The sequence below is a fragment of the Pseudomonas prosekii genome, from assembly GCF_900105155.1.
GTDB classification, from domain to species: Bacteria; Pseudomonadota; Gammaproteobacteria; order Pseudomonadales; family Pseudomonadaceae; genus Aquipseudomonas; species Aquipseudomonas prosekii.
Genome location: NZ_LT629762.1, coordinates 1720369 through 1733119, shown reverse-complemented (window position 1 = coordinate 1733119; position 12751 = coordinate 1720369). Strand labels below are relative to the sequence as shown.

The following is a 12751-nucleotide window of genomic DNA, read 5'->3' as shown; positions in this document are numbered from 1 at the left end:
ATCTACGACACCTATAACATCATGACACCTGTGGGAGCAAAGCTTGCTCGCGATTGAGCTGGCTCGGTATTTCCCTCAGACCGCGTCATCGTTGTTCGCGGGCAAGCCTCGCTCCTGCAGGGTTCAGCGGTGTTGGGTGGTCGGCGTCACGGGAATAGGCCGCGTCGGCGTGCTGTGCAGCCAATTGGCAAGCAATCGGGTCGACAGCGGAATGAACAGGTAAACCATCAACGGCGTCAGGCACAACGTGCTGATCATCACCCGAGGCAGCAAACTCAGGTCGTTGAGCAGCGGCCCGAAGACGAAATTGAACAGCAGCGATACCGGGAAAAACGCCAGCCAGATCGCCACAGCCTGTTTCCAGCGTGGCGGGCGGTTGCCGGCAGCGCCAAACCAGCCTTCGATGCCACTGACCCGATGTTCCGTCGGGTGGGCGAACAAGTCGCTGCCACGGTCCAGCCACGCGGTGCGCGAGACCGAATGCTCCCAGGCATGCAGCGTCTGCTCGTCGGCGAAGCGGAAAATAATCTGGAATTCATCATCGTCGGGCGGCGGGGCGAGCACGCCTGAGCCGAGATAACCGGGGAAGTCGGTGGCCAGTTGTTCGCCTTCACGCAACCAGGCGATCAAGTCCTGATAACGGCCGGCAGCGACGCGGCGCGCCACCATGAGCGTGACGGGGGAGGTAGACATTTTGTATCTCCGTATGACAGGTGCGTCGCTCCGGGTAGGAGTTTCGCCAGGCGCAGCGCCGGGGTAGTGGGCTGCGCTTGAAAACAAGCAAGGATTATTCCCGAATCTGACCATTACGCCAGCGGCGTTCGTCGCTTGTAACAAATTGAATGGTCTTGCAGGATAGGCGCTAGAATGGGATCCAATCTGTCTATGGACGACCGCTACGCTGATGACTGTCCTGAATGACACTGTCTCTAGCTCGCACACCGTTGTTGCCCTGAATCAGGAAGAGCTGTTCCCGATTCGAGAGGTAGCCCGCCTTACCGGTATCAACCCTGTAACACTCCGCGCTTGGGAGCGTCGATACGGCCTGATTCAACCCAAGCGCACCGAAAGCGGGCATCGCCTGTATTCGATGGCCGATATTGCGACAGTGCGCAGCATCGTCGAGTGGATCGACCGCGGCGTCGCGGTGAGCAAGGTTAGCAAGATCCTCGCCAAGACCGAACCGCTCAAGGTGCTCGCGCACATTATTCCCAATGAACTGATCCTCGCCGACTACGCCCAGTGGCAGGAGCAAGTTCAGGCGGCTGTCAGCGCTTTTGACGACGTGCAACTGGAACGTATCTACGGGCAGATTTTCTCCAGTTATTCACTGGCGGTGGTCTTCCAGGACATTCTGTTGCCGCTCTGGAAGCGACTGTTGCAGCGCCTGGAAACCTTCGGCCAGACCAGCGAATGGTTGTTTCTCGACGGTTTCCTGCGTTCACGCGTTAACCAGCGGCTGATGCTGCTGCGCGATACTACGCCGCGCCGCGTGGTCATCTGCGCATTGGTCGGGCATTGCCGCGAGCTCGAATTGCTCATCGCCGCACTGTTCTTGAGTGGCGCAGACACCGGCGTGCGCGTGCTGACGATCGGCCAGCCATTTGATGAGCTGACGCTGGTCTGCGAGCGAATCAAGCCGTTGGCGCTGGTGCTGTTTTCCAATCACGCGCCGGCTCCCGAGCTGCCGCGCCGCTTGAACCGCTTGGCGCTGAGCCTGGATTGTCAGGTGTTGCTTGCGGGCGATGCGTCCGACTTGGCGCAGGAAAGCCTGGCCAAGTCTTCCGTCGGATGTCTGGGTAACGAAGGGGTGTTGATGCGCCAGCGTCTGAAGCAGTTCCTGGCGGGTAAATTGGATAGCTGAGGTTCAGACGTGCAGGGCGGGGTGGGTCAGGCGATGTTGCTGAAGGATGAACTGTCGCAGTCGTTCAGTCTCATCAGTGTCGCTCTGGCTTAACTGATAAGCGAAGAAGCCGTGTTCGGTCTCGCGCTCGAACGTGCCGCGCAACGCGATCCGCTCATAACCTGAAGGGCTGAACCACAAGGCAAAATGCTTCGGTGGTTTGGTCTTGTTGCGCACTTCCAGCAAAATCCCTTTGAACGACACTTCATGCACGAACATCGTGCCGGGCTGCCCTTTGGCATTCTCCAGCGCGACCGGCTCTTCGAGTGTCAGGCGCCAAGGGCGAACCATCGGCCCATCTTCAAAAATACTCGGCACGCCCAAACGCAAATGCAATGCGTGGAATTCATCCTCCACGAGGTGCAACGGAAAGGTCATTTGCTGGTTTTCGAAGTTGGCCTGGATGGTCACTTGCTCGTGCGCGGCGAGGCGCGTGAGCAGGTCACGGATCTGCGATCCGCCGTTGACGAGCAGGCTCGACGTTGCATCCCGCACGTTAAGTTGCGGGTTGTGCTGCATGGTCTGGATAAAATCCAGCTCATCCTGAGTCAGGAGGGCGTCGCGCTGCATGGCTTGCTCGTAAATAAAAGTTACAAAGTCATCGGTGATTGTAGTTAATGACAATTAATTCGCATTTTTGTTTTCGCCGTTCGTCGCTTTTAGTGCGGCGAGTTCCGCCTGCAATTCAGCCACTTGCGCTTCAAGCTGGATAACGCGGCGGTGTTCCTTGACTTCAGCCGTTACGTCTTTTTGTACACCGACGATATAAGTTTGGCCGTCAACATCGTTCTTCACTGTTGAAAGAGACAGCTCATTCCAGAATGGCGTGCCGTCCTTGCGGTAATTGCGCAGTATTTCCCGGCACGAATCGCCGCGGCTCAATGCTTCGCGAATGCGCTGCAAGCCTTCCTGATCGGTATCGCCGGCCTGCAGGTAGCGGCAATCCTGATAAAGGATTTCATCACTGGTATAGCCGGTCATGCGCTCGAATGCCGGGTTGACGTAAATCAGGATGTTGTCTTCATCGCCTTCCTTTTCGGCGACCACGATGCCGTCGTTGGAGGCATTGATGACCAGTTGCAGCAGTTGAGCGTTGATCATCTGAACCTCCGACAAGTGGGAAAGCAGCGTTGCATTCTAAAACAACCGGGCGAGCTGTCTACTAGCCATCACTCCCGGTCGAGAGTCAATCGCAGCTTTTTCGCCGGTGCTGTTAATATCGCCGGTCTTTTACCGCTTCAGGATCAGTTTGATGAAAGTCGCCATCCTTTCCGGCTCGGTGTACGGCACGGCTGAAGAAGTCGCCCGGCACGCTGCGAATATTTTGAAAGACGCCGGTTTTGACACCTGGCACAACCCGCGCGCCAGCCTTGCCGATGTCCAGGCATTTGCCCCCGAGGCCTTTCTGGCCGTGACCTCGACCACCGGCATGGGCGAGTTGCCGGACAATTTGCAACCGCTGTATTCGACGATTCGCGACCAATTGCCGGCGGCCTGGCGCGGTTTGCCCGGCGCGGTCATTGCCTTGGGCGACGCTAGTTATGGCGACACGTTCTGCGGCGGCGGTGAGCAGATGCGCGAACTGTTCGGCGAGTTGGGTTTGCGCGAAGTGCTGCCGATGCTGCGCCTCGATGCGAGCGAAAGCGTGACCCCGGAAACCGACGCCGAGCCTTGGCTGGCCGAATTGGTCACGGCTCTGCGCGGCTGACCGGACGCTCGCGCAGCAGCGCCAGCCAGGCTTGCGCGGCTTTCGACAGGTACGCGCCCTGGCGCCAGATAAACGCGATGTCCCAGCGCAGCGTGGCCGGCGCGTTCAAGGTCAGGCGCACCACGCCTGGCCGCACCAGCCCGCGCGCGACTACCCGCGGCAACAGCACCACGCCTTGCCCGGCGGCCACCAGCGCCGCAAGAAAATCCGCCTGACCGCTGCGCCCACCTTCTTTCGGGGTGAAACCCATTTGCTGGCAGGCCTGGAGCAACCGATCGTTGAGCACGAAGCTGCGCTGATACAGCAAAAACGGCGTATCGGCCAATTCCTCCAAACCAATCACAGACTTCGCCGCCAGCGGATGATCGGCCGGCAGCAAGGCGTCCAGCGGCTCATCGCAGAACGGCTGGCATTCGAATTGCGGATCCCGGGTCAGCAAGCTCCCGCCCAATTCCAGCTCGCCACTCAACACCGCTTGTTCGATGTTGCGGCTGCCGCCCTCGATCAATTGAATGCTGATGTTCGGGTAGCGCCGCCGGTATTCGGCAAACAGCCCGGCGAACAACGCATCGCTGCCCAGCAGCGGCAATCCAAGACGCAATTCGCCCCGCGCCAATTGGCTTAAATCGTCGAGTTCGCTGAGCAGTTCGTTGCGCAAGCGCAGCATGTTCTCCGCGCGTTGCAGCACCACGCTGCCGGCGGCGGTCAGGCGCAATTGTGAGCCGAGACGTTCAAGCAAAGGCGTGCCGAGGCTTTGCTCAAGTTGTGCAACTTGCTTGCTCACCGCCGACTGGCTGATGTGCAAAGTCTTCGCGGCTTGAGTGAAACCGCCCTGGTGCATCACTTCGATAAAGCTGCGCAGCTGTTTGAATTCCATCGCCAGATTCCATTTTGGAATGGCTGGAAGTCTAACAATTCGCTTCAGGGATAACAGCCCGCTTCGTAAAATAGGCGCCTGTGAGGACCTGACCATGAATGCATCACGCTGCAAATATCTTTTCCGTTTGATCGCCGAGCTGGCGGTGTTGCTGGCGATCTACCTGCTTGGCTGCCAATTGGCCGTTTGGTTCGCCTGGCCGATTCCCGGCGGCGTCATCGGCATGGCGCTGTTGCTGCTGGCCTTCGCGTTCGGCTGGGTGAAACCGGCAGCGCTGCAAATGGGCGCCGGCGTGTTGATGGCCGAGATGTTGTTGTTTTTTATTCCGGCGCTGATGAGCCTGCTCGACTACGGCGGCCTGCTGCGCAACGACGGTTGGCGGATTCTGCTGGTGATTGCTGCGAGCACATTGATGGTGATGCTGGTGACTGCGTTTACCGTAGAGTTGGTGGTGCGGTTGCGGAGGTCGCATGAAGCTTGAGCTGATGCCGATGTTCTGGCTGGCGTTCACTTTGCTCGCCTATCTGTTCAGCCGCTGGATCTACCGGCGCACTGGCCGCTATTTATTGTCGCCGCTGATTCTGGTTCCGGCGCTGCTGCTGGCGCTGGCGGTGCCGTTGCACACCGCTTACGCCGAATATTCGAGCAATACCCATTGGCTGATGCTGGTGCTCGGGCCGGTCACCGTGGCGTTCGCCGTGCCGATCTGGCAGCAGCGGCAAATGCTTGCGCGGCACTGGTCGGCGTTGCTGCTGGGGATGCTTGCGGGCAGCGCGGCGTCCATTGGCACCTCGTTCGGTTTGGCCAAAGCGCTGGCGCTGGACAGTTCGGTGACGATGTCGCTGGTGCCGCGTTCGATCACCACGCCATTCGCCATGCCGCTGGCCCACGACCTCGGTGGCGTGCCGGAATTGACCGCAGTGTTTGTGATGTTTACCGGGGTGATCGGGGCGATGCTCGGCGGCGTCCTGCTGAAATGGCTGCCATTGCGCAGTGCCTTGGCGCGCGGCGCGCTGTTTGGGGTCGGCGCGCACGGCGCTGGAGTCAGCCGGGCGCATGAAGTGGGCGGCGAAGAAGGCTCGGTGGCGGGGCTGGTCATGGTCCTGACCGGGTTGCTCAATCTGTTCGCCGCGCCTTTATTGGCGTCTATCCTTTGACGCGGCGCGACGCTAATTGCGCCACTGACTCGCTCGGCCACCAAGCTGGCTGCCAATGCAACTACACGAATTCCGGAGCCTGACTAGACTGCTGGGACTGAGCAAAATAATAAAAACCAGGAGGTTGTTGCCGTGAGTCTCGCGCCCGTCCAGTTCCCCAACAGTGTCAAAGATCAGGTCAGCGCCGCCGAATGGCAGGCCCGCGTCGACCTCGCAGCCTGTTATCGCCTGGTTGCTGCGCATGGCTGGGACGATCTGATCTTCACCCATATATCGGCCAAGGTGCCGGGCACAGAAGACTTCCTGATCAACCCGTTCGGGCTGATGTTCCACCAGATCACCGCATCGAGCCTGGTCAAAGTCGATCAGGCCGGCAACAAGCTGATGGACAGCCCTTACGAGATCAATCCGGCCGGTTACACCATCCACAGCGCCGTGCACGAAGTGCGTCACGACGTGGTGTGCGTCCTGCACACGCACACCGCCGCCGGGGTCGCGGTGTCGGCGCAAAAACAAGGCATCTTGCCGATCAGCCAGCAATCCCTGTTTGTGCTGTCGAGCCTGGCCTATCACGCGTATGAAGGCGTGGCGCTGAACCATGAAGAGAAAGCGCGGCTGCAGGCAGACCTCGGTGAAAACAATTTCCTGATGCTGCACAACCACGGTCTGCTGACCTGCGGCGGGACCATCGCCGACACCTTTTTGATGATGTTCACTTTCCAGCGCGCTTGCGATATCCAGGTGCTGGCGCAAACCGGTGGCGCCGAGCTGATCGCCATCGAACCGCAGATTCTCGCCGGCGCCAAAGCGATGATTGCGGGTGTGACCAAAAGCGCCCAAGGCATGGGTGGCGCGCTGGCCTGGCCGGCGTTGCTGCGCAAACTCGATAAACAAGACCCAGGTTATAAACTCTGATGCCACTCGCCGAGATCCCGCTGAGCGTCTGGCGCAAACACGGCCAGACCTTCATTTTCCGTGGCCAGGCTATCCGTTACTGGACGGCCGGGCAGGGTGAGCCGCTGCTGCTCATTCATGGTTTTCCCACCGCCAGTTGGGATTGGCATTACCTGTGGCAACCGCTCGCGCAGCGCTATCGCGTGATCGCCTGCGACATGCTCGGCTTCGGCGATTCGGCGAAACCGATGAATCACCGCTACAGCCTGCTGGAGCAAGCCGATTTGCAGCAGGCGTTGCTCGCGCACCTGAATGTCGAGCAGTCGGTGCACCTGCTGGCCCACGATTACGGCGACAGCGTCGCTCAGGAATTGCTCGTCCGCCACCAAGAGGCGCGGATCGATGTCGCCAGTTGCGTGTTTTTCAATGGCGGCCTGTTCCCCGAAACCCATCGGCCGTTGTTGGCGCAGAAACTCTTGCTCAGTCCGCTGGGCTGGATGCTCGGTCGAGCGTTTACCCGCGATGCGCTGGTGAAGAATTTTCGCCAGATCTTCGGCTCGAAGAACCGCCCGACCGAAAGCGAAATGGATGACTTCTGGAGCCTGGTCGAGAGCAATCGCGGGCCGCGGATCATGCACAAACTGATTGGCTATATTCCGGAACGACGGGTCCAGCGCGACCGCTGGATCGGCGCCATGCAGTGTTGTGACGTGCCATTACGCGTGATCGATGGCGAGGTTGATCCGATTTCCGGCGCGCACATGGTCGAGCGTTATCGGCAGTTGATCCCCAATCCGGACACGGTGCTGCTGCCGGGTATTGGTCACTATCCGCAGATCGAGGCGCCGGTGCAGGTGCTCAAGCACTACGTGGAGTTTCGCGATCGCCTGATACTGGCGCCGCGCCAGGTGGCGTGTTCGTGAGCTGTATTTTTTGCCCGACCCCGAACGCTGTGGGAGCAAAGCTTGCTCGCGATAGCGGACTGACCTTCAACCTTGATGCTGGCTGACACCACGCCTTCGCGAGCAAGCTCTGCTCCTGCAGGTTTTTGTGCTGTCCTGTGTCATCGCGCGCATCATCCCCCAACCTTATCGCGCACCATTCAGCCTCCTCGTCTTGATTGTGACCCGCAGCGCCGTGGCCGACACTCGACGCCAATGTCCTTTGGCCTGCTGGAGTTTTCCCCATGAGTGAGTCTGTGCGCTTCGAAGATAAAGTCGTGATCATCACTGGCGCCGGCGGCGGTCTGGGCCGGGCGCATGCGCTGCTGTTTGCGCAACAGGGCGCCAAAGTGCTGGTCAACGACCTCGGTGGCACCGCTCAGGGTGAAGGCGCCAACGCCTCGGCCGCCGACCGCGTGGTCGCCGAAATTCGCGCGGCGGGCGGTATCGCCGAAGCCAACCACGACTCCGTCACCGACGGCGACAAAATCGTCCAACAAGCCCTCGACGTGTTTGGCCGCGTCGATGTGGTGGTGAACAACGCCGGGATCCTGCGCGATAAAACCTTCCACAAAATGGACGACGCCGATTGGGATCTGGTCTACCGCGTCCACGTCGAAGGCGCCTACAAAGTCACCCGCGCCGCGTGGCCGCATATGCGTGAGCAAAGTTACGGCCGGGTGATTTTCACCGCGTCGACCTCGGGCATCTACGGCAACTTCGGCCAGTCCAACTACGGCATGGCCAAGCTGGGTCTGTATGGTTTGACCCGCACGCTGGCCATCGAAGGACGCAAGAACAACATCCTCGTCAACGCCATCGCCCCCACCGGCGGTACGCGCATGACCGAAGGCCTGATCCCGCCGCAAGTATTCGAGCAACTCAAACCGGAACTGGTCAGCCCGTTAGTGGTTTACCTCGCCAGCGAAAATTGCCAGGAAACATCAGGTTTGTTTGAAGTCGGCGGCGGCTGGATGGGCAAAGTGCGTTGGGAGCGCAGTCTGGGCGCCGGGTTTGATCCGCGCGTGGGCTTCTCGCCGGAAGATGTTGCGGCGCACTGGCAGCAGATTTGTGATTTTGAGGGTGCGGCGCATCCGCAGGACAATATTGAGGCGTTGAAGGAAATGATGGCGAATTTGCAGAAGTATTCGCTCTGATCTCGCTGCATTCGGCAGGGCGTGCCTGAGCCGTGCCATCCCCGCGCCAAATCCCCGCTAAAAACATCGCCCATAAAAAAGGCCGCTGCAAACGCAGCGGCCAAAGTAAGACGATTGATCAAGGAGCAATAAATCAACGTCAGTGAACACAGGGCGATGAATCGAAGAGCGCTTCAATCCATCTGAAATCTGCCGCGACAGGCCTGGGGTTCAGTCAGGTCGATCGCGTCGTGCTTACGGTCGGTTACCCGTGAAAGCCCGGCAAGAATAGGGGGTTGAACGCAAAGGAAAAATAGCGATTCCAGACATGCACTGTTACGGGGCGTGTAACAGTCGCGAATTCGCGCCGCGCCCGGATTTGTCGCATTGAGAGCCGCATCGGCCGTGTAGCAGCTGCCGAGGCACGAGGCTGCGTTGGCTCATGTAGCAGCTGCCGAGGTACGAGGCTGCGTTCGGCTGCGAAGCAGTCGTCAAACCTGAACAAGCGATTTTCCTGACACCCCGCGTGAACTGATTCACGACTGCTTCGCAGCCGAACGCAGCCTCGTGCCTCGGCAGCTGCTACAGGGGCTCTGTCAATTTGGGGTTATGCGTTCAGCTCGGGTTCACGACTGCTTCGCAGCCGGACGCAGCCTCGCAGGCTCGGTAGCTGCTACAGGGGCTCTGTCAATTTGGGGTTATGCGTTCGGTTGATAATCCTTTATCCAGCTCGTCCATGCGTGGCGCAAAGCGCCGTGCGGTGCGGGCGTTCATCCTTTGGAGGTACAACGCGAATACCTCCTTGGTGCGCTTATCGCTCCCGGCGCGGAGCAGTAGGGTGGGGCCTTCTGTCACTCACCGGGGAAGACGCATGACAAAAACAACAATGCGCGCCATCTTCACGCCGCAAGCGCTGGCCGCTGCGGTGGCTTTGGGTTGCTGTGCCCAGGCGCATGCCGTTGCATTCAATATCGGCGAAATCGAAGGCACCTTCGATTCCTCGCTGTCGGTCGGCGCGAGTTGGGGCATGCGCGATGCGGACAAGGCTTTTGTCGGCACGGTCAACGGCGGCACTGGCCAATCCTCGACCGGTGATGACGGGCGACTGAATTTCAAGAAGGGTGAAACCTTCTCCAAAATCGTCAAGGGCATCCACGATCTCGAACTCAAGTACGGCGATACCGGCGTGTTTGTCCGCGGCAAATACTGGTACGACTTCGAGCTCAAGGACGAGGACCGCGAGTTCAAACAGATCAGCGACAACGGGCGCAAGGAAGGCGCGAAATCGTCCGGCGCGCAGATCCTCGATGCGTTCGTCTATCACAACTATTCCATCGCCAACCTGCCCGGCACTGTGCGCGCGGGTAAACAAGTGGTGAGTTGGGGCGAAAGTACCTTCATCGGCAACTCGATCAACAGCATCAACCCGGTCGACGTGTCGGCGTTTCGGCGTCCCGGCGCCGAGATCAAGGAAGGCCTGATCCCGGTAAACATGTTGTTCGGCTCGCAAGGCCTGACCGATCAACTGACTGTCGAAGGTTTTTATCAACTGGAGTGGGACCAGACGGTTCTCGACAACTGCGGCACCTACTTCGGCGTCGACGTAGCGGCTGACGGCTGCACCAACGGCTACACCGTCGGCAGCCCGGCGATTGCGCCGTTTGCGCCGCTGGCCTCGGCGTTCGGTCAGCCGATTCAGGTAACGCGTGAGGGCGTGGTCATCCCCCGTGGCGGCGACCGCGATGCGCGTGATTCCGGGCAGTGGGGCACGGCGCTGCGCTGGCTCGGCGACGACACCGAGTACGGCTTGTACTTCATGAATTACCACAGCCGCACGCCAACGGTCGGCACTATCACCGCCGGCGCTTCGACCCTCGCCAGCCTGCCGGGCCTGGTCAATATTGCCAACGGTCTGGCCCCCGGCAGCGGCGCCGGGCTGGCGCAAAGTGTGATGCTCGGTCGCGGCCAGTATTACCTCGATTACCCGGAAGACATTCGCCTGTACGGCGCGAGTTTCTCCACCACGTTGCCCACCGGCACCGCGTGGACCGGCGAGATCAGCTATCGGCCCAACGCGCCGGTGCAAGTCAGCACCAACGACCTGACCCTGGCGCTGATCAACCCGATTGCCGGCGGCGCCGCTTCGCCGATCGCCACCGCGCCGGGGGCCGACAACAAAGGATATCGGCGCAAGGAAGTGACGCAAATCCAGAGCACGCTCACGCACTTCTTCGATCAGGTGCTCGGCGCCGAACGGCTGACCGTGGTCGGTGAAGCAGCGGTGGTGCGCGTCGGTGGCCTGGAGTCGCGAAGCGATCTGCGTTATGGCCGCGATTCGGTGTTCGGCCAGTACGGTTTCGGCGGCGACACCGAGGGCTTCGTCACCTCGACGTCGTGGGGTTATCGCACCCGGGCAATCCTCGATTACGCCAACGTGATCGGCGGGATCAACCTTAAACCGAATCTGTCCTGGTCCCACGACGTCGCCGGTTATGGCCCCAACGGCCTGTTCAACGAAGGCGCCAAGGCGATCAGCGTCGGCGTCGATGCCGACTACCGCAACACCTATACCGCGAGCTTGAGTTACACCGACTTTTTCGGCGGTGACTACAACGTTCTCGAAGACCGCGACTTCCTGGCGCTGAGCTTCGGCGTGAACTTCTGATCTGGCTGAGAAGGATGATGTTAATGCGCAAAATGATTCTGCAATGCGGCGCCCTGGCCCTGAGTCTGCTGGCCGCCAACGTGATAGCGGCGGTTTCGCCGGACGAAGCCAACAAGCTCGGGACCAGCCTCACCCCGTTGGGCGCAGAGAAGGCCGGCAACGCTGACGGCTCGATCCCGGCGTGGACCGGCGGCATTCCGAAAAACGCTGGGGCGGTGGACAGCAAAGGTTTCCTCGCCGACCCGTTTGCCAGCGAAAAACCGCTGTTCGTGATCACCGCGGCGACGGTCGACAAGTACAAGGACAAGCTGTCGGAAGGTCAGGTGGCGATGTTCAAGCGCTACCCGGAAACCTACAGAATTCCGGTCTACCCGACCCATCGAACGGTCGCCGTGCCGCCGGAAATCTACGAATCGGCCAAGCGCAGTGCGCTCAACGTCAACAGCATCAATGACGGCAGCGGCCTGGCCAATTTCACCGGCAACCGCTACTACGCGTTCCCGATTCCGAAGAATGGCGTCGAGGTGTTGTGGAACCACATCACCCGTTATCACGGCGGCAATTTGCGCCGGATCATCACGCAAGTGACCCCGCAAACCAATGGCAGCTACACGCCGATCCGCTTCGAAGAAGAGATCGCCGTGCCGCAATTGATCAAGGATCTCGACCCGGAAAAAGCCGCGAACGTGCTGACGTTTTTCAAGCAGTCGGTGACCGCGCCGGCGCGTCTGGCGGGTAACGTGTTGCTGGTTCACGAGACGCTCGATCAGGTCAAGGAACCGCGTCTGGCGTGGATCTATAACGCCGGTCAGCGTCGCGTGCGTCGGGCGCCGCAAGTCGCGTATGACGGGCCGGGCACCGCTGCCGATGGCCTGCGCACTTCGGACAACTTCGACATGTTCTCCGGCGCACCGGATCGCTACGACTGGAAACTGGTCGGCAAAAAGGAAATGTACATTCCGTATAACAGCTACAAGCTCGATTCGCCGAAGCTCAAGTACGACGACATCGTCAAGGCTGGGCATATCAATCAGGACCTGACCCGTTATGAGCTGCACCGGGTCTGGGAAGTGGTCGGCACGGTGAAGCCGAGCGAGCGGCACATTTATGCCAAACGCCACATGTACATCGACGAAGACAGTTGGCAGGTGGCGCTGGTCGATCACTACGACGGTCGCGGCCAACTGTGGCGAGTTGCCGAGGGGCACGCGCAGTATTACTACGATCACCAGGCCCAGGCGTACACCCTGGAAGCGCTCTACGACATCATTGCCGGGCGTTACCTTGCCCTCGGGATGAAGAACGAAGAGAAGCACAGCTTTGAATTCGGCTTTGAAGCGAAAGCGGCTGATTACACGCCATCGGCATTGCGCGCTGAGGGGGTTCGTTAAGCCACCATCCTGTAGGAGCGAAGCTTGCTCGCGAAGGCGTTGTGTCAGCCAACATCAATGTTGAATGGCAGACCGCTTT

The 12751-nt window shown here is 60.0% G+C and carries 13 protein-coding genes; 9 read left to right on the top strand and 4 right to left on the bottom strand.

Annotated elements, in window-relative coordinates; translation table 11 throughout:
* Positions 1-123: 123 nt before the first annotated feature.
* The gene (locus BLU01_RS08055; RefSeq protein ID WP_092273154.1) at positions 124-693 is read right to left on the bottom strand and encodes an antibiotic biosynthesis monooxygenase; all 570 of its coding nucleotides are present in this window, start codon (positions 691-693) and stop codon (positions 124-126) included.
* 211 nt (positions 694-904) lie between these two features.
* Here BLU01_RS08055 and BLU01_RS08050 point away from each other — a divergent pair, with 211 nt between their 5' ends.
* Positions 905-1864 (top strand): MerR family transcriptional regulator, encoded by a 960-nt coding sequence (locus BLU01_RS08050; RefSeq protein WP_092273151.1) that lies wholly within the window; start codon positions 905-907, stop codon positions 1862-1864.
* A 3-nt stretch (positions 1865-1867) separates the two neighbouring features.
* On the opposite strand, the gene BLU01_RS08045 is transcribed toward BLU01_RS08050, so the two are convergent.
* Positions 1868-2473: a hypothetical protein gene (locus BLU01_RS08045; protein ID WP_092273148.1), complete on the bottom strand. Its 606-nt coding sequence runs from the start codon at positions 2471-2473 to the stop codon at positions 1868-1870.
* A gap of 54 nt (positions 2474-2527) precedes the next feature.
* Positions 2528-3004 carry a PAS domain-containing protein gene (locus BLU01_RS08040; RefSeq protein WP_092273145.1) on the bottom strand — a complete coding sequence of 159 codons (477 nt, stop codon included), beginning with the start codon at positions 3002-3004 and terminating at the stop codon, positions 2528-2530.
* A 151-nt stretch (positions 3005-3155) separates the two neighbouring features.
* Here BLU01_RS08040 and BLU01_RS08035 point away from each other — a divergent pair, with 151 nt between their 5' ends.
* Positions 3156-3611 (top strand): flavodoxin, encoded by a 456-nt coding sequence (locus BLU01_RS08035; RefSeq protein WP_092273142.1) that lies wholly within the window; start codon positions 3156-3158, stop codon positions 3609-3611.
* Here the strand turns inward: BLU01_RS08035 and BLU01_RS08030 are convergent.
* A complete protein-coding gene (locus BLU01_RS08030; RefSeq protein ID WP_092273139.1) occupies positions 3592-4488 on the bottom strand; it encodes a LysR family transcriptional regulator in 897 nt (298 codons plus the stop codon). The genes BLU01_RS08035 and BLU01_RS08030 overlap by 20 nt on opposite strands.
* Positions 4489-4582: 94 nt before the next feature.
* Between BLU01_RS08030 and BLU01_RS08025 the strand changes: the two genes are divergently transcribed.
* The 7 genes from BLU01_RS08025 to BLU01_RS07995 all read left to right on the top strand — a co-directional run bounded on the left by BLU01_RS08025 (position 4583) and on the right by BLU01_RS07995 (position 12672).
* A complete protein-coding gene (locus BLU01_RS08025) occupies positions 4583-4969 on the top strand; it encodes a CidA/LrgA family protein (protein ID WP_092273135.1) in 387 nt (128 codons plus the stop codon).
* Positions 4959-5645: an LrgB family protein gene (locus tag BLU01_RS08020; RefSeq protein ID WP_092273132.1), complete on the top strand. Its 687-nt coding sequence runs from the start codon at positions 4959-4961 to the stop codon at positions 5643-5645. Before BLU01_RS08025 ends, BLU01_RS08020 begins: the two co-directional genes overlap by 11 nt.
* A 132-nt stretch (positions 5646-5777) precedes the next feature.
* Positions 5778-6560, top strand: a complete 783-nt coding sequence (locus BLU01_RS08015) for a class II aldolase/adducin family protein (RefSeq protein ID WP_092273129.1) — start codon at positions 5778-5780, stop codon at positions 6558-6560.
* A complete protein-coding gene (locus BLU01_RS08010) occupies positions 6560-7462 on the top strand; it encodes an alpha/beta fold hydrolase (RefSeq protein WP_092273126.1) in 903 nt (300 codons plus the stop codon). The genes BLU01_RS08015 and BLU01_RS08010 overlap by 1 nt, the downstream gene beginning before the upstream one ends.
* A gap of 263 nt (positions 7463-7725) precedes the next feature.
* Entirely contained in the window at positions 7726-8637 is a 912-nt protein-coding gene (locus tag BLU01_RS08005; protein WP_092273123.1) for an SDR family oxidoreductase, read from the top strand.
* A gap of 850 nt (positions 8638-9487) precedes the next feature.
* Positions 9488-11281 (top strand): DUF1302 domain-containing protein, encoded by a 1794-nt coding sequence (locus tag BLU01_RS08000; RefSeq protein ID WP_092273119.1) that lies wholly within the window; start codon positions 9488-9490, stop codon positions 11279-11281.
* A 23-nt stretch (positions 11282-11304) separates the two neighbouring features.
* Positions 11305-12672, top strand: a complete 1368-nt coding sequence (locus tag BLU01_RS07995) for a DUF1329 domain-containing protein (protein ID WP_092273116.1) — start codon at positions 11305-11307, stop codon at positions 12670-12672.
* Positions 12673-12751: the final 79 nt, after the last annotated feature.

What these genes read in the sequence shown, in the direction of transcription:
- BLU01_RS08055 (WP_092273154.1), bottom strand. Translation starts at nt 693, where the DNA reads ATGTCTACCTCCCCCGTCACGCTCATGGTGGCGCGCCGCGTCGCTGCC.
- BLU01_RS08050 (WP_092273151.1), top strand. Translation starts at nt 905, where the DNA reads ATGACTGTCCTGAATGACACTGTCTCTAGCTCGCACACCGTTGTTGCC.
- BLU01_RS08045 (WP_092273148.1), bottom strand. Translation starts at nt 2,473, where the DNA reads ATGCAGCGCGACGCCCTCCTGACTCAGGATGAGCTGGATTTTATCCAG.
- BLU01_RS08040 (WP_092273145.1), bottom strand. Translation starts at nt 3,004, where the DNA reads ATGATCAACGCTCAACTGCTGCAACTGGTCATCAATGCCTCCAACGAC.
- BLU01_RS08035 (WP_092273142.1), top strand. Translation starts at nt 3,156, where the DNA reads ATGAAAGTCGCCATCCTTTCCGGCTCGGTGTACGGCACGGCTGAAGAA.
- BLU01_RS08030 (WP_092273139.1), bottom strand. Translation starts at nt 4,488, where the DNA reads ATGGAATTCAAACAGCTGCGCAGCTTTATCGAAGTGATGCACCAGGGC.
- BLU01_RS08025 (WP_092273135.1), top strand. Translation starts at nt 4,583, where the DNA reads ATGAATGCATCACGCTGCAAATATCTTTTCCGTTTGATCGCCGAGCTG.
- BLU01_RS08020 (WP_092273132.1), top strand. Translation starts at nt 4,959, where the DNA reads ATGAAGCTTGAGCTGATGCCGATGTTCTGGCTGGCGTTCACTTTGCTC.
- BLU01_RS08010 (WP_092273126.1), top strand. Translation starts at nt 6,560, where the DNA reads ATGCCACTCGCCGAGATCCCGCTGAGCGTCTGGCGCAAACACGGCCAG.
- BLU01_RS08005 (WP_092273123.1), top strand. Translation starts at nt 7,726, where the DNA reads ATGAGTGAGTCTGTGCGCTTCGAAGATAAAGTCGTGATCATCACTGGC.
- BLU01_RS08000 (WP_092273119.1), top strand. Translation starts at nt 9,488, where the DNA reads ATGACAAAAACAACAATGCGCGCCATCTTCACGCCGCAAGCGCTGGCC.
- BLU01_RS07995 (WP_092273116.1), top strand. Translation starts at nt 11,305, where the DNA reads ATGCGCAAAATGATTCTGCAATGCGGCGCCCTGGCCCTGAGTCTGCTG.